The following is a 24,387-nucleotide window of genomic DNA, read 5'->3' on the forward strand; positions in this document are numbered from 1 at the left end:
AGCGCTACTTGAATGTTGAATAAAGCTAAAAAATGAACAAAAGCCCAAGTGTTCGACTTGGGCTGTATGGTTAACTTATAAGCAGATACATGATGGCTGCACCTATACAGCCACCACATACAACTGCAATTACGAGTATTATTGATTGAGCTCGCAAAGAGACTTGTTGCATCTGATGACGCTCAGGTATTGGGATCTGTAACAAATTCCTTTGTTCAACCTCCAGCACGGCACACAAACCCAATAATGTCTCGCTTGATGCGCTGCCCTCTTTTTCTACTCGCTGAACCGTGCGTAAGCTAATAGCACAAGCATCGGCCAAATGCTGTTGTGTCCAGCCTTTAGACTGGCGCAGTGCTTTTACGGTTATCGCATCAATCTCCATATTTTACCCCACTAGCTCCTCTAGTTTTATCGATATACTTGGCTATCATTCAGCCTATAAATTGATGGGCTAACCAGGCTGCTGCTCCACCAAAAACAAGTCCAGCAACAAAAAATAGTGATATTAGCTTCAGGGCTGATTTGCCATCCATGTTGCGATAGGCTTTGGTCTCTGTAGTGACATGCTCGCCATTTTTATACAGGGCGCAGGCTACAGTGGCAGTAAGGAGGTTGGTCACTTGAAATCTCACCTCATAATCATTGCCCAAATGGCAGAACTCGTGAGAGCTTTTCATTCCAAGATTGCGTTTGTCGCTCACTACCTCATCATTAACATAGACGGTTTCTTGGCCTGAATACCCTGAACCGTGAGCAGTCACTCGCACCCCGGCGTCTTCAAAATAGTACCAATATCCATTGGTAATAGTGGGCATATCCATAGTGGTATCCATTTTATGTCGAGTCATTGAGTTTTCCATTTTGTGCTCCTTGCTGTGTTTGCATTTGAATTGCAACAAGTTGAACACAAATGGCTATTATCTACGCCGCCATCGGTATGACAGTCACACCATAGGCATATGACACTTCAGGTGTCATATTTATAAGGTACTGATAATAACGGTTTAAGTTGATCTTTATTACTCATGTCGTTACCAGTACTTATTCAATAATAGTTTCGCTTTTATAGCGCTTACCATTTATCCGTTCGATAATCTGGGTGGCATTAAGGTCGTGAATGACATTTATCAATGTCGCAGGGGCGTCGGTAACTGCACCAATAATGACAAGAATGGGGATCACTTCGATAGGTAGCCCAAGGGTGGTGACAATAAAAATTTCACCTAGAAAAGCACCTCCTGGTACGCCGCTTATAATAAAGGCGGATAGCACTGAGATAAGTACTGTGAGAGCAAAAACATCGGCGCTAAAATCTAATCCCAATATCGAGTAGATAAAAACAATCTTCAATGCGGTGGTCATTGATGCGCCGCCTTTATTGAGGTTGACCAATAAAGGCAGGCAGATATCGGCGATCTCCTCTTTTATCCCCATCTTATTTGCAGCACGAATATTGACTGGCAATGTGGCTAACGATGAGCTGGTACCTAATGCTGTGACTGATGGGTCTACCGCATTCTTCCAAAACTGGGTAACGCCTCCTACCCCACCCCCAAGCCATGCGTAAATTGTTGAACCAACAGTAAAGTAGAAAAAGGCTGCGACAAAGAATAGGCCAATGGCACGGGCAAAAGTGCTGAGCAGTTCAGTATCTTGGCTAGCCATGGTTGAGGCAAAGTAAGCGGCTAAACCTACAGGTGCGGCGACCATTAATATAGAAATGATTTTCATAATCACAGTATTGAGACTGTCGAGCATGGCTGAGACTTTCTCACCATCTTTGCCTGATTGACCAATCGCAATACCGGCAATGACTGACATGATGATGAGGGCCAGAATATTCGATTTAGACAACAAGCCGACAAAGTCATTAGTGGTCAGAAGCCCAACAAAGTCCATATTGCCTGAGCTGGCTTCAACCTGTTGATGAAGATCGAGTACCACACCTTGTGCAGGGTCAAAAGCCAATGCTAAACCGACGATTGATACCGCAGGAATAATCGCCATAGCAATAGACACCATAAACAGTGTGATAAGAATTATGCCTAATTTTCTTAGGTCAGTCATGCGGGCAATAGAGGAGGTCACGCTAATGGCGACTAATGGCACAATGATCATAAACAGTAAATTTAGAAACACTTGGCCTATGGGTTTTAGCGATAATGCAAACTCTGGTAACACGATACCGATAGCGCCACCAATGAGTAGCGCCGACAAAAGAATTATCGATGAGCGGTAGGGTTGAAGTTTTTGCCACATAGATCAGGAGTCACTTATTATTTGATGTCAGAACACTGACTTATGGTGTGTTTTAACCGTTAAACTAACGAGCCATTAACAGAGTGTCAACTTAGTCAGGGCGAGACAAGCATGGAAATATAAAAGGCTTGCGCTGTGCAAGCCTTTTCCTACGGTCAAAGCGGGGTTAACGTCCCCTTCGGCCTTCACGCACCATGCCATGCTGGCGAGCATTACGGGAGCGGTTTAGGCTTTCACGGTCAAAATTACGGTTATTTATTTGTCTATTCATATTGTTAGGCCTGTTTAACTCAGTATTTGGCCTAGAAGGCAGCGTCACTGGCTGACTTATATCTCGATTATTCAGTCCTGTTGCAACTCTATCTCTTGTTTGAGGTGCGGGGGTCCAATTGCCTTTGTCACGGCTTTGCCACTCACCGTTTAAATCTCGTGCTACGTTGCCATTTTTATCTGCAAAAACATTATTAGCACGATTCTTATTGTGAGTTGCCTGTTTGAAGTTGCTGTTTATTTTGCTGGCATCGGCATTACGCACACGATTCTCTGGGCGATTATATAGATTGTTTTTACCGACACGATTACCTGAAATATTATTGTTACGAGCAACCTTATTAGAGATGTTAGTTCTATTGCCAATACTGACGCTATTGCCGATGTTGATGTCGCCAGTGTTTATGACCACTGGGCGTCGGTAACCTCCACCGTAATATCCACCACAGCAACGGCCCGGATAATAATGGTTCCCCCAGCCAGCGCTCCAACCTACACCGACGCTGAAGAAGCCATTACTCCAACTTACGCCAACGTTCCAGCCTGTCCACGGGTTATAGCCGACATGTAGCCCCCAAGTTGGTGGACGAGGGTAGTAGTAACGCCCCCAATAGGGTGGGTAGTACCAACCTGTGCCATATACTGGAACGCCGTAATAAGGGTAAGACCACATGTAACCTGGGGTATAACCAACATAGACAACCTCGGGGGTCGAGTCATAAATCTCGACATAAGTGGTGTTGTAAACTGGCGAGCTTGGAGGGATTTTTGCTATCTCATCTGTCGGTACATTATCGGCAACTTTCCATGGTCCTTTTGCAGCAGATGCAACAAACCAAACGGCGTTATCGACGGCATAATATTGGCCATTTATTTTTAGTACTTGAGTTGTGGTGTTGACCGCATAAGCGACTTTAGTGCCTGGAATAGCATCAAATTTTGGCTCGCCATCATACTCGACTGTAAGTTTAGCTTCACTGCGTTTAATTGCCGCTGTTTGAGGGATCTGGGCGTCGAGCATCGCTTGATCCGCTTCGGTTGTGCCCGCGACGGATACCCTTAGTCCACCAATATCTGATTCGGGCGGAATATCATTAAAGCTTGCAGGAAGTTTATCAGCACGGACAAAGGCCCAAGGCCCTGCTTCTTTTTTTGCTTGAAACCAGCGGCCAGAAAGTAACAGGTACATGTCACCAGAAGAGACCTCTCTTATCCAAGCTGTCTCAGTATTACTGACATAAAGCAACTTACCTTCGGTTAGGCTCTTCCATTTGGGTTTACCATCGGTTGCAACCAATTCAGTTGGGGTTTTCACTGCTATTACAGCAGGCGCTGTTTCGGTATTTTTTGCTTCTGTATCATCGGGTTTTGGCAGCATTTTTACTAGATCTTCAGGCGGGTACTCAGTGACTTGCCAAGGCCCCATAGGGTTGTCTGCTGTATACCAAAAAGTGCCACTGCTTAAGTACATTTTCTTGGTTTGTTTGTTGCGCGCCACGGCAAAGGGGGTATTTAGCGCTCGCTCATAAGGGCTATTTTCGATCTCTCTAAATTGCGGTGAACCATCATAGGAGAGGAGTACTGTAAGTTGCTGACGAAAAATAATGTTAGGCGCATCATTTTTAATATTCTCTAGGCTTTGCTTTTCCTGTTTAGCGTTGGCAAGGCTGGCAGAAAGACGCTCCATCGAGATAGTAAAGCTGCTGGTGCCAATGGATTTCTCTACCACTTCGGTAAAGCGTTGTTCATCGGTTTCGGTTGACTCTGGCCAGCGCACACGAGTCACTCTAACATCCCTAACGGTTGCGTTATCAGCGCTTGTGTCAATGCGAGCACTGAACCAGAAGGCACCAAAAATAGGGTCATCTCTATCGATGAGCTCTAAAGACATAGCGGCGCGCCCTTGCAAGATATTGCCGTCTAGGGATTCTGGCTGCGGTTGATACACCACAATGTTGCCCTCTTTAGCGGTCACTTCCTGCGGCCACTCGATAGCGTTGGCATTAAATATTCCCAGCAACATTAGTGTGAAAATAGAAAAAATAGAGCGGCATTGAATGTAGATCCCAGCAGGCATAGCAGTTCCTTTTTGAGTGACAAATACGGTAAATGTTAATGCTTGTTACTGTCATAACTATAGCTGCAGATCAAAGTAGTCGCATTGTACAAAATAGAAATGTTTGATTTGTAAACACAAAAAAGCCCTAAGCATTTCTGCTTAGGGCTTTGCATTCTGTACCAGTTAAGCCACTACTGTGGCTTATAGATTACAAGCTGTAGTAAAGCTCGAACTCTACTGGGTGAGTTGTTTGGTTAACACGCTCAACATCAACAGACTTAAGTTTGATGTAAGAATCAATGAAGTCATTGCTGAATACGTCACCACGAGTTAAGAATTCACGGTCAGCGTCTAGGCACTCAAGTGCATTTTCTAGTGAAGTCGCAACTGTTGGGATTTCAGCTGCTTCTTCAGCAGGAAGATCATAAAGATCTTTATCCATTGCTTCACCTGGGTGGATCTTGTTTTGAATACCGTCAAGGCCAGCCATCAACATTGCTGAGAATGCTAAGTATGGGTTCGCCATTGGGTCACCAAAACGTAGCTCAATACGGCGAGCTTTTGCACTTGGTACCACTGGGATACGGATCGAAGCACTACGGTTAGCTGCTGAGTAAGCAAGCATTACTGGAGCTTCAAAGTGCGGGATAAGACGCTTGTAAGAGTTAGTTGATGGGTTAGCAAATGCGTTAATTGCACGCGCATGCTTGATGATACCACCGATGTAAAATAGTGCTGTTTCGCTCAATCCGCCGTACTTGTCACCAGCAAAGATGTTAACGCCATCTTTAGCTAGAGACTGGTGAACGTGCATACCGCTACCGTTGTCACCAACGATTGGCTTAGGCATAAACGTAGCTGTCTTATTGTAAGCATGAGCGACGTTATGAATAACATACTTAAGCACCTGAACTTCATCAGCCTTAAGCGTAAGAGTGTTAAAGCGAGTTGCAATTTCGTTTTGACCGGCAGTTGCCACTTCATGGTGATGCGCTTCAACAACTTGGCCCATCTCTTCCAGTACTAAACACATAGCACTACGGATATCTTGTGATGAATCAACTGGAGCTACTGGGAAGTAACCACCTTTAACACCTGGACGATGACCTTTGTTGCCATCTTCGTAGCTAGTACCTGAATTCCATGCTGCTTCTTCAGCATCTACTTTGTAGAAGCAACCAGACATGTCAGCGCCATACTTAACATCGTCAAATAGGAAGAACTCTGGCTCTGGACCAATCAATACTGTATCAGCGATACCTGTAGAGCGTAAGTAGTCTTCTGCTTTCTTAGCGATTGAACGAGGGTCTCGGTTGTAACCCGTCATAGTACCCGGGTTTAGAATGTCACAACGGATGTTAGCAGTTGTTTCTGCTGTGAAAGGATCAAGTACGAAACTTGCAGCATCTGGCATGAGTACCATGTCTGATTCGTTAATGCCTTTCCAGCCTGAGATTGAAGAACCATCGAACATCTTACCGTCTTCGAAAAAGTCTTCATCAACCTGATGACTAGGAATTGAAACGTGCTGCTCTTTACCTATGGTGTCGGTAAAACGCAAATCAACAAACTTAACTTCTAATTCTTTTAGTTGTTGTAAAACTGATTCAGCTGACATTCTAAAGTCTCCGAGTAGGGTAAAGGGTTATCCCTTGTTCTTATCTTAATGTTTAGCGCATAGTGCGATTCTGTTTTGTTTAAAGCGAGAGTCGTGCCAAATGTGTAACTAATTGATATTAAATAGTTATTAGTGGGCGGCAAAACTAACGCTGATGTTTTTTGCACTCTAATGGTGCGTCGGGTGGATCATTTTGGTGCGTGCTTCATAATCGTGCAATGTCCACCAGTCGATTGAAAACTAATTTGTTTAGATCACCAGAGAAGGGGTCAAGAATAGCAAGTCGACGAAATTTTTATAGGGTATAAGTCAAAGAAAACTCGACCAAATATAGATAAGTGTTATTTAAATAAAAGACAGTTTAAGGCTGATTGCTAAAAGGATACGAGCTGCACGTGATTCAGGACAGAACCGCTATTTGTCTAAAAATGGCCAGAAAACAGAATATTTGATAGCACGTATGCTAAAAATGACACTAAATCGCTAGAAATGACGCCTAAGATAGAGGGTAAATATAATTAATGTCATTAAAGCAATTTATAAAAAGTGTATATAAAGCGGGCGTTATGGCGAAGAAAAGCAACGCGCAAGCGTTATTTTTAACGATTGGTTAAAAATAATCCTGTGAGATACTCGCTACCTAGAGTAGAATGTCACGCTTTTTATTGCAACTACTATACTAAACTGGTTTTAGCAGTTGTCAGTAACCCTATATTTTTATACCGATGGTAAGAGGTTTAGCCGTGTTAGAGAATTTACGTAACATCGCCATTATTGCACACGTTGACCATGGTAAGACTACCTTGGTTGATAAGATGCTGGCGCAGTCAGGAACCCTTGAGTCTCGAGGAGAAGCCACTGAGCGGGTGATGGATTCAAATGATCTTGAAAAAGAACGTGGTATCACGATTCTGGCCAAGAACACTGCCATCAAGTGGAACGATTACCGTATCAACATCGTTGATACCCCTGGTCACGCCGATTTCGGTGGTGAGGTAGAGCGTGTTCTATCTATGGTTGACTCAGTATTACTACTAGTTGACGCAGTAGATGGTCCAATGCCACAAACTCGCTTCGTGACTAAGAAAGCATTTGCTCAAGGTCTTAAGCCAATCGTTGTTATTAACAAGATTGACCGTCCTGGCGCACGTCCTGATTGGGTTATCGATCAAGTATTCGACTTGTTTGACAACCTAGGCGCAACTGACGAGCAGTTAGACTTTCCAATCGTTTATGCTTCTGCATTAAACGGTTTTGCAACTTTAGATCCAGATGAAACTAGCGACAACATGACGCCGCTATTCGAAACTATCGTTGAAAAAGTTTCTTCACCAGATGCTGATGCTGAAGGTGATTTCCAGATGCAAATTTCGCAAATCGATTACAACTCATACGTGGGTGTTATCGGTATTGGCCGTATCAAGCGTGGTAGTGTTAAAACTAACCAGCAAGTTACAGTTATTGGTGCTGACGGTAAGACTCGTAACGGTAAGATGGGTCAAGTACTTGGTTACATGGGTCTTGAGCGTCACGAAGTTGCTGAAGCAAATGCGGGCGACATCGTTGCAATCACAGGTCTTGGCCAACTGCAAATCTCAGACACAATTTGTGCACCTACAACAGTAGAAGCACTGCCTGCACTGTCTGTTGATGAGCCAACACTAACAATGACTTTCCAAGTCAACACTTCTCCATTCGCTGGTAAAGAAGGTAAATACGTAACTTCACGTAACATCCTTGAGCGTCTAGAGCAGGAGCTAGTACACAACGTTGCACTTCGTGTTGAAGAGACTGACAGCCCAGATCGTTTCCGCGTTTCGGGTCGTGGTGAACTTCACCTTTCAATCTTGATTGAAAACATGCGTCGTGAAGGTTACGAGCTAGCAGTATCTCGTCCAGAAGTTATCGAAAAAGAGATCGATGGCGAGATGTGTGAACCATACGAAACACTAACTGTTGATGTTGAAGAAGAGCATCAAGGTGCAGTAATTGAGAAGCTTGGTACACGTAAAGGTGACATGCGTGACATGCAGCTAGATGGTAAGGGTCGTGTACGTATCGACTTCGTTATTCCTAGCCGTGGTCTAATCGGTTTCCAAACTGAGTTCATGACAGCGACTTCTGGTACTGGTCTTATCTACCATTCATTCGATCATTACGGTCCAGTGAAAGGCGGTGATATTGGTCAACGTGCTCGTGGCGTATTGATTTCAAACGCAACAGGTAAAGCACTGACATTCGCATTGTTTAACCTTCAAGAGCGTGGTCGTCTATTTATCACTCACGCTGCAGAAGTTTATGAAGGTCAAGTAGTTGGTCTACATGCTCGTGCTAACGATCTTACAGTTAACTGTTTGAAAGGTAAGCAGCTTACCAACATGCGCGCATCAGGTACTGATGAAGCACAGGTACTAACTCCGCATATCGAAATGACACTAGAGCAAGCGCTTGAGTTCATCGATGATGACGAGCTAGTAGAAGTAACGCCAGAGAACATCCGTGTTCGTAAGCGTTACTTGACTGAAAATGAGCGTAAGCGTCATAACCGTACTGCTAAAGACGCAAAATAATTTGCTGCAGCTAATGCTGCACAGTTAGTTTGTTAAAAGCATAACGTTATAGAAGCCCTAAGCATGCAAATGCTCGGGGCTTTTTTATACATGCCCATAAATGTTCCATTCATTTATTAGCATTCCCACCATCCTTGGCGGTCAGATGTATTTATCCGCGAAGTACAGGATGTGCTAGAAGGGGATTTATGTCTGGCCAACCCTTTATGAGTAAGAGTGTTCCATTCATTTATTGGCATTCCTAAGTCCATTTAGTCATGGAAAGTGCTGGTAGTTATACATGGCCAGCTCTTTATAAGTAAGAGTGTTCCATCCATTTATTGGCATTTCCATCTTGATAGGCTGTGATCACCTTAGCTTGTAAGAAATAGTTAAGCTGCGCTCAGTTGATAGAAACCCGCAGCACTCCCCGATGCGATAACCACAAATATTCCTAGCGTTTGGATCACTTTTTTATATTGTGCATCAGATATTTGATATTTAGTTAATCTTTGGCGGCCTATATATACATGTATAACCGCCATTCCAAGAAAACTAGGCACGAGCATCAGTACGTCATTTATCGCAAAGTAGACGCTAAGGGCAGATATTATTAACGCCACTGAAAACCAGATAAAAGCGAGTGGCTTACTTTCACTTATGCTGTTGTTCATAAAGTCCTTTTTAGTAAGGTAAAAAATGATGTTGTTTAACTGCTAAGGCGCTTCTTAGCTTCAATTCATAGCCGAAGACACGACTACACCAATAAACAGTAATATCACTGACTGAAATATGGCCACAGCTATATTGCCGTTTTTTATCTCCTGAATGAAATCAACATCTTTGAAGATAAACTTATCAATGACTACCAGTGCGATAACGCTGATAAACAAGCTTAGTACTGCGTAACCTAAGTTAATCAACATAAAGAAAATGTTTTGTTCTAGAGAGGTGATTTCCATTTTAATTCTCGATTTTAAAGGGAGGAGTCGGTTGCTGTTGTTGCCAGCCAATGGCCCATGCAGAAAGTGGATCAATGGTGGCGTATTTAAGATCTTTGCTGTAGTAATTCATCACATCGGTGACCGCATAATTCTTAGCACCTCTGATGTTATATAGATCTTTAGCGCCAAATAGATGCAGAACTTCATGGGCTTGTATTTGTGGTAATACCCAGGAAAAATGGTTGTTGTTCATTTTCTCGGTAAGCATTACATACTCATATTTACAGCGATTTGGTTTAGGGCTCGCAGGACAGCTCATTGCAAATGAGCGCCCTTGGTAGTTCGAATGGAACACGATGGCCACTTGTGCGTTTTTATCACTAGCGGCAATATTGTTTATGAATCCATCGATATTTTTAAAGTGCATCCGCTTTACTAATGAATTTAAGATCTGGTTAAAAGACTCTCTGTTTCGTAGCCACTGCTTAGAGATCCCTTTCGGACTGCGGACCACAAAATAACGTACCTTGAAATTAATATCGTCGACAGAATAACGGCTGGCTTGTGTTTGATACCAATTGGTTACGCTATCAATCGAGGATTGATTTCTAAGCCTTTGCTTTCCAGACCACTTACTGCTGGCATTATCATCAATGTAGATATAGGCGATGTTGACTTGCTTAGTGAGTGTTTTTGAGAGGCCTGCATGACGGCTATTTCGATAACTCTCTTTGAGCAGACGCTCTTTTTGCATCGAATCTATCTGTTGCTGCCAGTCTAACTTCTGCTGTTTATAGCGAGGTTCATCCCGGTGCTTTGCTGCCGCCGATATTGCTGTTATCGCATGGTGATAATGATACTTTGCAGCCATAATCGTGGCTTTCATCTCGTACAGCCAAGCGAGTGTAGCGCTGTTCATTGCTGCACTTCTCTCAAGAGTGAAAATCGCTGGCATGATAACGGCTTCAGCGAGGTCATAATCTCCGCTGATCATCAGCTGATAGATACGCTGTGTAGTATTGCGTAGCTCGATATTACCCGTCTCGGTAGGAGGCGAGGCTGACTGAGGAGTATCGAAAATCAGCAGCACGCCAATAACAACGATAAAGATGAAGATGTAAAATTTCATATAGTTGTTTTTGTTAAAAGTATTACAAGCGAGATGAGAGCCGTAGTGATTGGTTTATGTGTTTTCGCTGCCACGCTAGCTGTGATAAAAACAGTAGTACAATACAGTCCCATAGACTCAAAGATCCGCCACTATAACCGTCTCTATGGCTAATTTTAACTTGGTCTGGTTCCTGTTTTAACTTCTCTTTAAATTGTGTTAGCTGGCTATTTAAATTTTGCGTCATGTTTTCTGCTGCTTGCTCAAAGCCTCTAACGCTATCGCTCCTCAACTCTTCACTGAGGTTAACGGGTGTTGAACTACCTGTTATTTGGCTAGTGCCTGGTGCTCTAAACAGCATTTTTTTGCTGGATATATCGTACACAACCGTGTCCATTAAAGTGCTGGTGTCATTTTTTTCGCCTGAGACGATATAAGCCCCGACTATAGTCCAATAGCTAAGGGAGAGTGCGCCCTCATCGGTAAACTGCACTTGGTCATAGGACACCAAGGCAATAACGTCGATGCCATACATAGTTTTTATTTGCGATAAGTTTGCAAAGCTACCGCCGGGAGTTAGATAAGCAGTTGGGATGACTTCGATGCTACTTACAAAGTCTAAAGCTCTAAAGTTTTCTGAAACCTTTTCAAGGATCTGGTTTTTCTTAGCCTCGGCTATTGACCCTGAATATAGGTTTCCGGTCCAAAAGTGACGCGATGAACCGCTATCTTCGCTTTCTGGAACAAAGGCTACACCGACACGCAGAGGAAGTGTTAAATGGGGCGTAGAGGGGGTTTCAAAGGTATCTGATGATTTAGGGTATAAATACTCCATCACACTACTTTTGGTATTGACTTGCTGGCTAGCGCAACCCGTTAGCGACAATATTATAAATAGCAGTAAACCTTGTTGCTTTAATAAGTGGAGATTATTCATGCTTCCCTCTTGAATAAGTCTGAGTAGATTGTCTGGCAGACTCTATTAAACGTGAATCATCACCTTATGACAAGTCATTGTCATTAAAGGTATATTTTACTTTTAGTGGCTTTCTACTGGCTAAGCGAGTCTTTAGGGGATGGATCCGGCGGTCGCAGAGCGATAGTTTGATGGGCAACTGGCAGGCTAGGGAAGGTGAACTCCCCTAGCCTGATACCTGATCAGGTATCGGCTGATGCAATAGGCGTCGTTTGTGTGGCTGTCGCGGTAAGTTTTCGAGTCGCGAGTCTACGCCATACCCATTCCAGTGGACCTTGATTGAAATACTTTAGGTAAACACTGGCCAGAATGACTTGAAATAGTGAGAACCCAATGGCAATTAACATGTAGCCCGGTCTATCCAAGGTGCTCATTAGCGTCGGTTCAATATGCCGAAATAGCAGTACGCCACAAACAGATTGCAAAATATAAAGACTAAAAGCTAGGCGGCCAACTTTTTGCAAAGGGGCCAATATGGTTGCACGGTTTTGGCATAGTTTGACCAATAGGTGAATGTAAATCAGTGCCATGGGAATAGCACTGAGCATAACAATGCTATCAGACATGGTGTTTAGGCTGGGGTTTGTAGCGAGCGTGCAAGCACTATCCAGTGCCGAGAGTAATATGGTTGCCAGTAAAAGTTGAAGTAACTGTCGCTGGGTAAGTCCCTTTTCAAACACTTTTTTACGGTAAAGCACGACACCTAATAACATTAAGCCTGCTGTAAGCCACATTGTTGTTAGTGGAGTGATAAACAACATGCCAGTAAAAATAATGAGTTGCATCATTAATTGGCCACTGTAAGTACCTGACCATATTGATAAGTCTTCTTCAAACTGTGCGCTGCCACGAATAATGGCTTCTTCGGGTGAAATAAAGCTGATTATGGCAAAAATAAATAGTGGCAAAGTGATGAATATAATAGACTTTTTCAGTAGCTTTTTATTGTCTTGTTTAAGATAGCAAAGCGCCAAAAAACCACCTAGGGCATAAGTAAAGAGTATGTCGCCATACCAAATAAAAATGCCATGGATTACACCAAATAGTAATAGCCATTTTAGCCTTGATTTCATGGTTTGATAAGCAGCGCCATCAAGTGCCGATAGCTTGTTGTACTGTATTGCGAGCCCTACACCAAATAGCATAGAAAACAGGCTAATGAACCTGCCTTCTAAAAAAAAGTTACTAAATAGCATGATTACTGTGTCATGAATCGGCACTGTTTCGTGATTGGCGTAGCCGGAAAAGCTATTGCCAAAGAAATATATATTCATGAATAAAATACCCAGTACTGCTAGGCCACGAATGGCATCGATATTGGCATTACGTGCAGAGGGGGCTGGTGGTTGAAAGGTCTCTGAGGTTGTTAACGGTTCCATTTGTTATTGTGCATCCATAAGCTTTAAATGTGAGCAAACAATATCAGCATTTACTGATTAGATAAATTAACTTATCTTGTGGAGTAACTTTTTTCATTGCTGGTTTAATTTTCGTATTAAAAAGTAAAAAAAAGGCAACCCATGTGGGTTGCCGAAAATCATGTTCAATTTGGAGTGCGCTAGCGTCGAAACTGAATCTGGTGCCAAACCTAACTAGGAATGTGCAGTTGGGATGATGAACAAAACAAGAAAACAAATATTTAGCAAAGTATTTTACAGTGGTTAGCTAATAAAATTGGCGCGTAAACATTGGCCTCATATAATCAGAGTGCGAAAATTTCAGATGGTTCCAACTTTCTCCATTAACAAAACTTTAGATTTAAAAATGGCTAGCTCATTGGCAGTGAAATACCAATGAGCTACGGATATTGCTAGCACCTATCTTAAAGCTGAGCAGGTTCTAGGATGTTCGCCAATTTACAGCTAGGAAGGATTAGATCCAGCTAGGAAATCAACAGAAAACCCCCTATGGCTTTGCCAGAACCTTCTTTTAAAGTAGGTCGGCATTTATGCCGTCTTTTTTCTAGCTCTTATCGTAAGCGAAGCGTGCCGTAGGCCGTTCGTCTAAGGTTTTACTGTCTTTGCTAGAACCACTTACACCGAGCATCGCCCCTAGAACCTGTTGTACTCAAGTGTAGAGCCGATGATCTTAATGCCCTATCGAGTTTAAATGCTGGATCAAATACATCCGCGTTTCTGTTGGGGTTTGGCTTACCCAAAAACCACTTAAATAGGCGATAAGCGGAATTAAAAACAGTAGCAGCATTAAACCAATTGTCAGACCACGAGCGGACAGCTTTATCCCGTTGCGGGTACTCAAATGTAACGCCTCATTTTTTGGACAGGCAGAGACGCAGCGCATGCAGGCTTGGCATTCATCGGAGCGAACATTCAGCTGAGTATGCACGGCAATATTAGCGGGGCAGGCGCGAGTACATTTGTCACAACTCATCCCTTTACTTTCGATGAGGCAATGCTGTGTATTGCGACGAATTTTAAAGGGACTTAGAAAGCTAGCTAGTCCAAGTAAGGCTCCGTAGGGGCATATGTAGCGACAAAATCCTTGGCGCCGCCATGCAGCCAAGCTTAGAATTAAAGCAAAGCATAATAGCGTCACCAGTCCTGGAGTGACAAAAAATAGTGCCATCTTAAGATCTGCTATCTTGTGATAGTTGCCACTAAGGTAATGAGGAATACTCTGCGACGGCATGCTTATAATGATATAAAGCAAGCCTAAAAGTAGCAGGTATTTGAGCATTCTTAGTGGCCAATCTAACCAAGCGGGCGGCAGGTATTCGTGTTTGATAAAGCGCTTGCGCAGTTTGTAGAGGTACTCACCCGCTAGCCCTAGCGGACAGGCCCAGCCACAAAAGGCACGCTTGCACAACAATCCCGTTAATAGCACCACAAATAGCATAACCGCAGCAGCAGGGTGGGTTTGATCCCAAATCCCGAGTGTCGCAATGGCTTTTAACTCGATTCCGCCGGCAATGGGCAGAAATGCATCGCCCACGTCAGGTCGCATGAGCCAAGGGGTCACGCCAGCCTTGAGTAGTGCGCTGTTCACGGCAAATTGTACCCCAACTAGCAGCATCGATAATGCCAGCAGATGTTGCACTCCTTCACGAAGGTTATTGCTCCTCATGTTGCCCTGAGCGACTTGAGGCTGGAATTTGTTAACTAAGCCTATGACGATGGCCGCTATCGCAAGAGCAGCTATTAGGGGCCAGTATAGGCTCGATATGGCAGCGGCTGAAACGAGGACTCCGCTTGCTGCTGCTCCCCATTTTTTGCCACTCCAATAAAGCAGGCTAACACTGTAGGTGAGTGCCAATGTAAGCGTTAAGGATTCGATAAAACTCATAGCAAATACATTTAGTAATGATTGATACTAATGTGAAAACTTTATAGCAAATAAGTTCTTTTGCGGCGGCAAGGGTGTGCAGCAGATCGAGTAATTTGAAAAGGGTTGTGGAAAAGTAAGCTAAAGCTCACAAGTATGGTTCCTAGGCGTTAAAAGCTAGGAACCATACTTTAGACTGTGCTTATTTGCCTTCTAGTGCAGCAATAAACTTAGTGGATTCATCAATCGATTTGTTCATTTCGTTGATGAGGCCTGAGATGTCAGTCTGTAAGCTAGTAAATTCCCCTTTGATCGCACCAATGGCTTGGGCATTGAGGTTATGCTTTAAGTACAGCATGTTGTCTTTCATGGCAGTTAGCACTGGCGGCATTTTACTTTCAGCTCTGCGCATACTCCTGACCAATTGAGTATATGAACGACGGGTCTCTTTCAGCTTTGATTCACTACTGCGGCGTAGACTCGCTTTGCTGATTTCGCCAATTTCTGTTTGCCACTCGTCAAATAAGGCTTCGGCTACATCTTCAACTTTATCAATACGCTTAGTCACATCATCGGCAGCTTCTTGCGCTGACTCGTACTCATCTTTTGCTTTATTGTAGGCACTTTCTAAGTCGCCACCATCATGATTAAGCAAAGCCTGCATCTCTTCAAGTGCGGAGCTAAACTGCTCTTGCGCTTCCTCTTGAGACTCCTTTGCGTCCTCGACACGGTCCACCATGATGTCGCGTTTATGGTAACCGACTTTCTCCATTGCACCATAGTAAGCACTTTGGCAGCCAGTCAGCAGTAAGCTAGCACTGATAATGGTAACCGATAATATTTTCTTCATCTTATTCAATCCTGAAAGTGAATCTAAAATTTTGGCTTAAGATCAACAGCCCCTAGTCGGCGCGAAATTTTGCAGCATCGATAATGCTCCATAGGTGTGCTATACCACCTATGATCGCTGGGAAGATCAGCCACCACATGGCATAACCAACGACAGCGATTATACAAAACACGATAGCGGCAAAAATGCGCCCTTGTACTAACTGGCCAAGACCGGGAAAGAAAAAGCTGGCGATAGCGGCGATAACGTTGCCTGCGGAACCTTGTTGAGACATCAATTCAATCCTTATACTTGTAAAGAGAAGGTTATAAGCTTTATTGTACCAAGGTAGATCTAAATAAATCATTTACCGTCGTACAGATTTGGTACAACTTTAACAGAATCAAGAGTAACAAGTGAAAAATAAGATAGCAGTAAATCAGTTTCGGTCTTTTATGTGGAGTATTTGGGCATTTTTTTTACATTTGCTGCGCCGCTTTAAAGAGGATCAAGTCAACATTAAAGCAGGCCACCTTGCTTACGTCACTTTGTTGTCTTTAGTGCCGATAGTGGCGGTAATGTTTTCTATGTTGTCTGCTTTCCCAGTATTTGCAGGAATTAGAGGTCAATTAGAAGGTTTTGTTTATGATAACTTCTTACCCGCTGCAGGGGATACGGTTCAGATCTACATTAATGAGTTTGTTGCTAACGCCTCCAAAGGTACCACTGTGGGCATCGCCGCTTTAGTGGTAGTGGCTTTAATGCTCATCTCTGCGATTGATAAATCGCTCAACAGTATTTGGCGCACTAAAGAGAAACGTCAGGTAGCGGTCTCCTTCTCAATGTATTGGATGGTACTGACTTTGGGGCCTGTACTTGTGGGAGCGAGCCTAGTGGCAACCTCTTATTTAGTCTCGCTTAAGCTATTTAATGACTCAGAGCTATCTGGTGTTGTGCCATTAATTATTGAGCGACTGCCGATGATGTTCTCGGTGGCAGCCTTCCTATTGCTTTATATGGTCGTGCCAAATAAAAAAGTAAAGTTTTTCCATGCACTGCTTGGCGCTATAGTCGCGGCAATGTTATTTGAGCTTGGCAAGAAAGGCTTTGCATTTTACGTCACTCAATTTCCCAGTTATGAAGCGATTTACGGTGCACTAGCCGTGATCCCTATTTTGTTTGTGTGGGTATATGTTTCTTGGATCATTGTGTTGGTTGGTGCAGAGATTACTGCGGCGATGCCTGAGTATCTTCGCGAGCGACAAATCGCCAGAGCGGCACGGTTAGCGGAAGCTGCTCAGCTTGAGGAGTTAGAGTCGGCAACGCAGCGAACAGAGCAAGCAGCTAAGCAGGTGAAGCCGACTTCTGAAGGCGGAGCATAAAAAGGTGACATCTCAGCCCATATCACGAGACTGGCTGGCTGTTGGTGATGGGCATGAACTCTACGTTGCTCAATACGGTAATGTTAATGGGATCCCGCTGTTGTATCTGCATGGCGGCCCTGGAGCGGGATGCTCAACCGATGAATTAGTTTTGTTTGATCTATCTGTGTATCGGGTCATCTTTATGGATCAAAGGGGGGCAGGGCTTTCGCGTCCTAGGGGAGAACTTAAGCACAATAACCTCGGCAAACTATTGACTGATATTGAACAGGTACGGCAATGGTTAGGTTTATCTAAATGGACACTTGCTGGTGGTTCATTCGGCGCAACGTTAGCCTTGTTATATGCTGCAAAGTACCCTTCTCGAGTTATTGAACAAGTGCTCTGGGGGGCTTTTATCCCAAGCGAAGACAGCATTCGCTGGCTGTATGGTCAGCAAGGCGCTGCTCGGTTATTCCCTGCTGAACAGTTAGAGTTTAGCGTCACAGCCACAACTGATGAGCAGCTATCACAATTTTTTTCATGCTATCGAGCGGGCCTAGACAATCAGTGCGCGAGTGTGCGGCAAGACTTTACGCGTCGTTGGCTTAGTTGGGAAATGGCTCTGGCCTATCCCGGTTGTAAGCAAGATAGGAAAAATGTAAACCTCAGTCAGGTGTTAGCAAGCATAGAGCTTTACTATGTGTCTAATAATTATTTTGCTGCTTTTGAGCAATTATGTGTCTCAGTCGTGAATATTCAGGCAAAAACCGTAATTCTACAAGGAGAGCTGGACTGGGTATGCCCCAGCGGAGTGTTATTTAGCTTTTTGCAAGATCATAGGAATCAACATATAAGGTTGATGGAGATTAAAGGCGGCTACCATGCCTTGGCTGACATAAAAATGACCAGAGCCGTGGTGAGCGCTATTCGGGAAATGGCCCAAACAATAGTGAAAGGAAGTATAAATTAATGAGAAAACTACTTATAGCGGGCCTAATGTTAGGGCTGACAGCATGTGCAGCAACAGAGAGTAATTCCGATGTTGAGGTTATCTCTAAAGCCCCAGACAGTGTCACTCTAGGTGATATGTCAGATGCTGAAGCGGCCGACAAGCTTTTGGAAGCATTACTGAATAAAAGCTATCTAGCGAAAAAAGCAGGGCCAAATGGTGTAGCGGTAGAGTTTGATAATAGCCAGTTTATCTTACAGCCTAGTATTAACCCTGATGGGATCGATCGAATTCTAATGAACCGTTTCTACGCAATACATCCTAAGTATGTAGGCAGCAAAGAGATGCTAGTAATGATTGGTACTCTGAACCAGAAACTTAACTTTGCAAAGTTTGTTATAAGAGAGCGGGGGGCTGTGATCCAAGTGCAAGGTGCGGCAACCTTTGTTGATACCATTAGCATGGAAGAGATCCGTCGATTTATACTGTGGACCGATGAAGGTTTGCGCCAGGTTGGTAAGTCCTTGCCTGAAGGATCGGAAGATATCATTAAACCCATCCCTGTAATGCAAAGACTTCAGTCGATTTAAACAAGGTTCTTGGAAAAGAAGCTCCTTGGAGCAGAAAGTTCTAGGAAACGCTAAGACAAATGACCTTACGGATGTGACTCGGTTACATACGGAACTTTGCACTTACGAAAAGCATGTCTCTTCTGTAGATTGGGCTTTAACTGATCAAAAATTTAGAATTTGTCGGCATAAATGCCAATCTACAGAATGCCGGAAAACTGTTTTCCGTGAGTGAGTTTGCGATCATTCAATTATCCGTAAGCGGAGTATTCATCTTCGCTTCTTTCATTTTAACCATTAAATTTTTACAGGAGAGTGTGTAAGTGATTGCCTTAATTCAACGTGTAAGTGAAGCTAACGTAGTCGTTGATGGTGAAACCATTGGAGAGATAGATAAAGGCCTGTTAGTGCTATTAGGTGTTGAGCGCGAAGATGATTTAGCCAAAATGGAGAAGCTGGCGACTAAGGTGATGAGTTATCGAGTTTTCTCCGATGACAATGGCAAGATGAACCTTAACTTAGAGCAAGCTGGCGGCAGTTTATTAGTGGTGTCGCAGTTTACCTTAGCGGCAGATACTGGTCGCGGTCTACGCCCTAGCTTTTCGGGGGCAGGAACACCCGAACAAGCGCGAGAACTTTACCAAGCTTTTGTTGATTTTTGTCTATCTAAAGGCGTTAACACACAAACGGGTGAGTTTGCTGCAGATATGAAAGTCTCTTTGGTCAATGACGGCCCTGTTACCTTTAACCTACAGGTATAGTGAAATGGAATCGGCAGATATGGACGAAAGTAGCTTGCTGAAACAATTGCAAAAAACTTGGTATCAAACGATTCCAGTAAGTCAGTTTATGCAGATCACCCCGCTGGAATTCTCAAAACACGGATTCAGTGTCACAGCCCCATTAGCCCCGAACGTGAACCTGCACCAAACCATGTTTGCCGGTAGCATCTATACCCTTATGACCTTATCGGGCTGGGGCATGGTGTGGCTACAACAACAGCTGGCTAAGGTGGAAGGAGATATCGTGTTGGCGGATGCTAATGTGCGTTACATTGCCCCGGTAACTGTAGCACCTATCGCGAAAACGACTTGGGTAGATGCCGACTTGTCAGCACTGCAGCTTGGTAAACGGGTGCGCATAGGGTTAACAATTGAGTTATGGTGTGCTGATAAACGCTGTGCGGTATTTGAGGGCCGTTTTGTTAGCTTGCCCAAAAAATAATGGTTGAGCGTCGAGTCTATTGCGCTGCGGGTTGTTTGCTTATTTGCCAAACTAGAAATGATTAGTCGTTAGCGAAAGCCGTGCAAGTGACGGCATATACCCGTTCTACCTGAAATCTGCATCTTCAGGTTGGACGGGTATATCTGGTAGACTTTGATTAGCGCTTAGGCTCACAGGCGAGTAGATCTTTAAGGGCACCAGCGTTAACGACCCTTTGGAGGCCACCGCCAGACAAAATATCGCAACCCTTCTGCGCTCTGATCCCCGCACCACAATAGAGCAAAAATATTTGCTGTGAATTGCCAACCTGCGCTACCCAAGTTGCTAAAGTATCTAATGGCACATTGATAGCTTGAGGCAGGTGACCGCTGGCAAACTCTTGTGGGCTACGAACATCAATCACCGTGGCTCCTTGTTTAATGAGTCGCCAGCATTTATCACCAGGTTCACAATGAGACAGTTTGGATAGCGTCGCTTCTGGCATAAGGTTTCCTCTCGAAGTGGTATTAGCAATCATGCTGTTATTAAAACTGCTTATTAGATTTATTTCAATAAGAGTTTTCTAATTGAACGCTTGAACTGAAAAATAAGTAGTTAAATGCCTCCAGGTGGAGGCATATTTGATTGTGCTATTTAGACCATTTTTTAAAGATGAGCGAGGTATTTATGCCGCCAAAAGCAAAGTTGTTACTCATCACGTAGTCAGTCTCAATCTGCCTAATATCGCCTTTGATATAATCGAGTTGACCACATTCGGAATCGATCTCATTGAGGTTTAAGGTTGGTGCAAACCAGCCCTGATTCATCATCTCAATACTGGCCCAAGCTTCAATGGCTCCACATGCTCCTAGCGTGTGCCCTGTGTAGCTCTTTAACGATGATATAGGCTGTGAAATACCAAAAACGGCCTGAGTGGCTTGGGTTTCTGCAATATCTCCGCGATCAGTGGCCGTACCATGTGCATTGACATAGCCAACTTGGCGAGCTTCAAGCTCGGCATCTTTCAGCGCTAATCTGATTGCTTTCTCCATGGTGTCAGCATTGGGCTGTGTCACATGTAAGCCATCGGAGTTAGTACCGAAACCTACTATTTCAGCATAAATTTTTGCGCCGCGAGCCTTTGCATGTTCAAGCTCTTCAAGGACTAAGGTACATGCGCCTTCACCAATCACTAATCCGTCACGCTGTTTATCGAAGGGTTTCGGTGTTTCGGCTGGAGTATCATTTTGGGTGCTGGTGGCAAACAGGGTGTCGAACACCACGGCTTCTGTTGGGCATAGCTCTTCACCGCCGCCAGCTAGCATCAGATCTTGCTGGCCATATTTGATCGCTTCATAGGAGTAACCTATCCCTTGACTGCCAGAAGTACAGGCACTGCTGGTGGTGTGCACTCGGCCCTTTAAACCAAAGAATACTCCAACATTCACTGCGGTTGTGTGTGCCATCATGCGGATATAGCTAGTGGCTGTGACCCCAGACATGTCACCTGTTTTTAGCATATCGCCGAAGGCTATAATAGGGTCAGTACTGCCGGTGGAAGAGCCGTAGGCTATGCCCATTGCACCCGATGTAATAACTGGGTCGTCTAGCAGGTTGGCGTCAATCAGCGCAAGCTCACTGGCACGAGTGGCCATGATTGACACTCGCCCCATGGAACGAATTTTCTTTCGGGAGTAGTGCGCAGGCTGTTGAAAATCGGTTATAGGAGCCGCTAAACGGGTATTTAGTCCATCAAACTTATCCCACTCATCGAGTCTAACCACACAGTTCTTCTGTGCTTTTAGATTGCTAGCGATAGTTTGCCAGTCGTGCCCTAAAGCGGTAATACCCCCTATACCTGTAATCACAACCCTACGAGGCAGACGGCTCATATCATGCCTCCATTAACCGAAATCACTTGGCGTGTAATATAGGCAGCATCATCTGACATCAAGAAGTTAGCCAGTCCTGCTATTTCAGAGGCTTTGCCCATCCGTCGCATCGGTACAATAGAGTTGACCATATCTTTTGGAATATCTGACACCATGTCAGTTTCGATAAGTCCTGGAGCGATACAATTCACAGTGATTTTACGTTTTGCCAGTTCTAGAGACAGCGCTTTGGTTGCGCCAATGATGCCGGCTTTTGAGGCGCTGTAGTTTACTTGGCCGCGGTTGCCTGCAATACCAGAGACTGAAGCCATGGTGACAATACGTCCGCCTTGCCTTGCTTGTACCATCGGCATCACTGTAGGGTGAATAACATTATAAAAACCATCAAGGTTGGTATGCACTACGCTGTCCCACTCTGACTCGGTCATCGCAGGAAAAGCGGTGTCACAGTTTATGCCAGCATTCAAAATTACGCCGTAATAGGCGCCATGTTGTTCGATATCTTGCTCAATAGCTTGTTTGGCTGCTGCGCGATCGGCAATATCAAACTTGAGACAAGATACACTAACCCCAAGCTGCTCTAGGGCATGCTGGGTCTCTTGTGCGGCGCTAATGTTTTGATAATAATGCATTGCGATGTCAAACCCTGACTCGGCAAGCTTTAATGCGACAGCCTTGCCAATACCGCGGCTAGAGCCGGTAATTAATATTCTTTTGGTCATCCTTTCTCCCTAACAGCCCTTTAGATTTGCTTAAATGGAACTACGCTGTTTTCTATGATGTTATTTTTCTTGTTAGTCAGTGGCTTCAGCAATATAGGCTTGGGTATCTTGTGGCTGAAATACATTAACATTAGCCTCAGCAACTAGCTGTTTATTATGCATTATCTTGCAATCAAATACCGCTAGACCTGAATCCTCTTGATAGAGGCGAGTGACATGGGTTTGATAGGTCTCACCGTCTTTAAAATGGGTAATATGCATCTTTAGCTTACGGGTGCCCAGCAGGAAACCTACTCTAATAATATCGTCTCTTAGCCGTGCTTCTACTCCTGCTAAGGCGGCAATACTTTGCGCCATATATTCAATGCCGACATAGTTGGGCACACCAGATAGGCTTTCATCAAAATAGGCACTAGTGCTGCTGATAACAGTTTGAGTGAGCAAGCTATCGGCTTCAAACTCAAGTAACTGACTAATCAACACCATGGGTTGTCGGTGAGGAATAAACTGCTCAACGTCTTGACTGGCAAGTGTGGTTATATCAAACATCTGTATTCGCTCGCTCGGTTGTTGGTCTATTCCTGCTAAGAATTAGGCTGGCATTACTGCCGCCAAAGGCGAAAGAGTTACTCATAACATGCTGTAGTGGAGCACAATCCCCTTGAGCGACTATAGGTAATGCTGGATTATTGGGATCTTGTTGTCCGTCCCACACTTGTGGAGGCAATTGACCATCAATATTCAAATCACTAAGTAGTAGATAACAAAATGCCGCTTCAATCGCACCTGCTGCTCCTAAGGTATGGCCGACTAACGGTTTAGTTGAACTGCATACTGGTGGATGATGATTAAATACCGTGTTAACGGCGCGGCTTTCCATCGCATCATTTTTGGGTGTCGCAGTGCCGTGCAAGTTTAAGTAGCTAATTTGCTCCGGCGCTAACTGCGCCATTTTTAGCGCTGATTGCATTGCAGCTTTAGCACCAATCCCGTCTGGGTGTGGCGCGGAGATATGGTAGGCGTCGCTTGATTCACCTACACCTGTCAATAGTATTTCATCTTGCTCAGTTGCGCGCGCTAACAGAAATAGCGCTGCCCCTTCACCAATATTGATACCATCACGGTTGAGGCTAAAAGGCTGACAATGCCCTTTAGAAATTGACTCAAGCGAGTTAAAACCATTGAGGGTTAATTGGCACAGGGAGTCGACACCGCCAACAATAGCGATATCACAAAGATTGGCATTAAGCATTCTGCGGGCGCTAGCAAACGCTTTAGCACTTGAAGAGCAGGCTGTTGAAACGGTCAAACAAGGGCCGCAGAGGCCAAAGTAATGCTGTAAAAACAGGCTACTGTCACCTAGCTCTTGCTGCGCATAATCGTATCCTGCTGGAAACTCACCATCTTGGCTATACAGGGCGAGAGCTTGCTCACCTGTGGCAATGCCTGAAGTGCTGGTGCCGATGATTACCGCCACTCTATCTGCGCCATATTGCTCTTTGGCTGCTATGACTTGCGGTTCAATCTGTTTAGCCGCGACTAAGGCTATTTGATTATTGCGGGTATCAAAACGCTGCCATTTAATGGCTAATGATTGCAATACGCTGCTGACTTCACCCACAAGTGCAGGGCGTTCAAGCATCAAGTCGTCACGCCATTTCATACCATCAATGTTGGCGCTAATTAGGTTATTAAGCACGGCGGCTGGACTGTCACCTAAAGGCGTACATAAACCTATTTGAGTTATTGCTATTGCAGTCTTTGAGTTCACTTTAAATCACCATAACAGGT

Annotated in this window: 24 protein-coding genes; 6 read left to right on the plus strand and 18 right to left on the minus strand. The window is 44.2% G+C overall.

Annotated features, from left to right (window positions below):
* Positions 1–70: 70 nt before the first annotated feature.
* The 5 genes from SWP_RS01235 to glnA form a co-directional block, all read right to left on the minus strand.
* Complete coding sequence (locus SWP_RS01235) at positions 71–385, minus strand: helix-turn-helix domain-containing protein (RefSeq protein WP_020910487.1); 315 nt, start codon at positions 383–385, stop codon at positions 71–73.
* Positions 386–434: 49 nt separating this feature from the next.
* Positions 435–863, minus strand: coding sequence for a hypothetical protein (locus SWP_RS01240; protein ID WP_020910488.1), 429 nt, complete (start codon positions 861–863; stop codon positions 435–437).
* Positions 864–1,044: 181 nt separating this feature from the next.
* On the minus strand, positions 1,045–2,262 hold the full coding sequence (locus tag SWP_RS01245) for a dicarboxylate/amino acid:cation symporter (RefSeq protein ID WP_020910489.1): 1,218 nt from the start codon (positions 2,260–2,262) through the stop codon (positions 1,045–1,047).
* A 166-nt stretch (positions 2,263–2,428) separates the two neighbouring features.
* A complete protein-coding gene (locus SWP_RS01250; RefSeq protein WP_020910490.1) occupies positions 2,429–4,609 on the minus strand; it encodes a hypothetical protein in 2,181 nt (726 codons plus the stop codon).
* A gap of 190 nt (positions 4,610–4,799) precedes the next feature.
* Positions 4,800–6,209: a glutamate--ammonia ligase gene (gene glnA / locus SWP_RS01255; RefSeq protein ID WP_020910491.1), complete on the minus strand. Its 1,410-nt coding sequence runs from the start codon at positions 6,207–6,209 to the stop codon at positions 4,800–4,802.
* A gap of 725 nt (positions 6,210–6,934) precedes the next feature.
* Here glnA and typA point away from each other — a divergent pair.
* On the plus strand, positions 6,935–8,779 hold the full coding sequence (gene typA, locus SWP_RS01260) for a translational GTPase TypA (protein ID WP_020910493.1): 1,845 nt from the start codon (positions 6,935–6,937) through the stop codon (positions 8,777–8,779).
* A gap of 371 nt (positions 8,780–9,150) precedes the next feature.
* On the opposite strand, the gene SWP_RS01265 is transcribed toward typA, so the two are convergent.
* The 8 genes from SWP_RS01265 to SWP_RS01300 form a co-directional block, all read right to left on the minus strand.
* Positions 9,151–9,432: a hypothetical protein gene (locus SWP_RS01265; protein ID WP_020910494.1), complete on the minus strand. Its 282-nt coding sequence runs from the start codon at positions 9,430–9,432 to the stop codon at positions 9,151–9,153.
* 60 nt (positions 9,433–9,492) lie between these two features.
* On the minus strand, positions 9,493–9,720 hold the full coding sequence (locus tag SWP_RS01270; RefSeq protein ID WP_020910495.1) for a DUF350 domain-containing protein: 228 nt from the start codon (positions 9,718–9,720) through the stop codon (positions 9,493–9,495).
* A gap of 1 nt (position 9,721) precedes the next feature.
* The gene (locus SWP_RS01275) at positions 9,722–10,831 is read right to left on the minus strand and encodes a hypothetical protein (RefSeq protein WP_020910496.1); all 1,110 of its coding nucleotides are present in this window, start codon (positions 10,829–10,831) and stop codon (positions 9,722–9,724) included.
* 22 nt (positions 10,832–10,853) lie between these two features.
* Positions 10,854–11,747, minus strand: coding sequence for a rhombotarget lipoprotein (gene rhlP / locus SWP_RS01280; protein ID WP_020910497.1), 894 nt, complete (start codon positions 11,745–11,747; stop codon positions 10,854–10,856).
* A 221-nt stretch (positions 11,748–11,968) separates the two neighbouring features.
* Positions 11,969–13,165 carry a DUF418 domain-containing protein gene (locus tag SWP_RS01285; protein ID WP_020910498.1) on the minus strand — a complete coding sequence of 399 codons (1,197 nt, stop codon included), beginning with the start codon at positions 13,163–13,165 and terminating at the stop codon, positions 11,969–11,971.
* Between the two features lie 709 nt (positions 13,166–13,874).
* Positions 13,875–15,089 (minus strand): 4Fe-4S binding protein, encoded by a 1,215-nt coding sequence (locus tag SWP_RS01290; protein WP_044555538.1) that lies wholly within the window; start codon positions 15,087–15,089, stop codon positions 13,875–13,877.
* Positions 15,090–15,270: 181 nt separating this feature from the next.
* Positions 15,271–15,918: a DUF2959 domain-containing protein gene (locus SWP_RS01295; RefSeq protein ID WP_020910501.1), complete on the minus strand. Its 648-nt coding sequence runs from the start codon at positions 15,916–15,918 to the stop codon at positions 15,271–15,273.
* Positions 15,919–15,970: 52 nt separating this feature from the next.
* Positions 15,971–16,192 carry a hypothetical protein gene (locus SWP_RS01300; protein WP_044555539.1) on the minus strand — a complete coding sequence of 74 codons (222 nt, stop codon included), beginning with the start codon at positions 16,190–16,192 and terminating at the stop codon, positions 15,971–15,973.
* A 160-nt stretch (positions 16,193–16,352) separates the two neighbouring features.
* Between SWP_RS01300 and SWP_RS01305 the strand changes: the two genes are divergently transcribed.
* The 5 genes from SWP_RS01305 to SWP_RS01325 all read left to right on the plus strand — a co-directional run bounded on the left by SWP_RS01305 (position 16,353) and on the right by SWP_RS01325 (position 20,003).
* Complete coding sequence (locus tag SWP_RS01305) at positions 16,353–17,279, plus strand: virulence factor BrkB family protein (protein ID WP_020910503.1); 927 nt, start codon at positions 16,353–16,355, stop codon at positions 17,277–17,279.
* 4 nt (positions 17,280–17,283) lie between these two features.
* The gene (locus SWP_RS01310; RefSeq protein WP_020910504.1) at positions 17,284–18,231 is read left to right on the plus strand and encodes an alpha/beta fold hydrolase; all 948 of its coding nucleotides are present in this window, start codon (positions 17,284–17,286) and stop codon (positions 18,229–18,231) included.
* A complete protein-coding gene (locus tag SWP_RS01315; RefSeq protein WP_020910505.1) occupies positions 18,231–18,800 on the plus strand; it encodes a hypothetical protein in 570 nt (189 codons plus the stop codon). The genes SWP_RS01310 and SWP_RS01315 overlap by 1 nt, the downstream gene beginning before the upstream one ends.
* 302 nt (positions 18,801–19,102) lie before the next feature.
* Positions 19,103–19,540 (plus strand): D-aminoacyl-tRNA deacylase, encoded by a 438-nt coding sequence (gene dtd / locus SWP_RS01320; protein ID WP_020910506.1) that lies wholly within the window; start codon positions 19,103–19,105, stop codon positions 19,538–19,540.
* A gap of 19 nt (positions 19,541–19,559) precedes the next feature.
* The gene (locus tag SWP_RS01325) at positions 19,560–20,003 is read left to right on the plus strand and encodes a thioesterase domain-containing protein (RefSeq protein ID WP_044555540.1); all 444 of its coding nucleotides are present in this window, start codon (positions 19,560–19,562) and stop codon (positions 20,001–20,003) included.
* A 157-nt stretch (positions 20,004–20,160) separates the two neighbouring features.
* Here SWP_RS01325 and SWP_RS01330 read toward each other — a convergent pair whose 3' ends face one another.
* The 5 genes from SWP_RS01330 to SWP_RS01350 form a co-directional block, all read right to left on the minus strand.
* Entirely contained in the window at positions 20,161–20,487 is a 327-nt protein-coding gene (locus SWP_RS01330; RefSeq protein WP_020910508.1) for a rhodanese-like domain-containing protein, read from the minus strand.
* A 145-nt stretch (positions 20,488–20,632) separates the two neighbouring features.
* Entirely contained in the window at positions 20,633–21,874 is a 1,242-nt protein-coding gene (locus tag SWP_RS01335; protein WP_020910509.1) for a beta-ketoacyl-ACP synthase, read from the minus strand.
* Positions 21,871–22,596, minus strand: a complete 726-nt coding sequence (locus SWP_RS01340; RefSeq protein ID WP_020910510.1) for a 3-ketoacyl-ACP reductase FabG2 — start codon at positions 22,594–22,596, stop codon at positions 21,871–21,873. Before SWP_RS01340 ends, SWP_RS01335 begins: the two co-directional genes overlap by 4 nt.
* 72 nt (positions 22,597–22,668) lie before the next feature.
* The gene (locus SWP_RS01345) at positions 22,669–23,145 is read right to left on the minus strand and encodes a hotdog family protein (RefSeq protein WP_020910511.1); all 477 of its coding nucleotides are present in this window, start codon (positions 23,143–23,145) and stop codon (positions 22,669–22,671) included.
* The gene (locus SWP_RS01350; RefSeq protein WP_020910512.1) at positions 23,138–24,367 is read right to left on the minus strand and encodes a beta-ketoacyl-[acyl-carrier-protein] synthase family protein; all 1,230 of its coding nucleotides are present in this window, start codon (positions 24,365–24,367) and stop codon (positions 23,138–23,140) included. The genes SWP_RS01345 and SWP_RS01350 overlap by 8 nt, the downstream gene beginning before the upstream one ends.
* Between the last annotated feature and the right edge of the window lie 20 nt (positions 24,368–24,387).

This window comes from Shewanella piezotolerans WP3 (assembly GCF_000014885.1).
GTDB lineage: Bacteria > Pseudomonadota > Gammaproteobacteria > Enterobacterales > Shewanellaceae > Shewanella > Shewanella piezotolerans.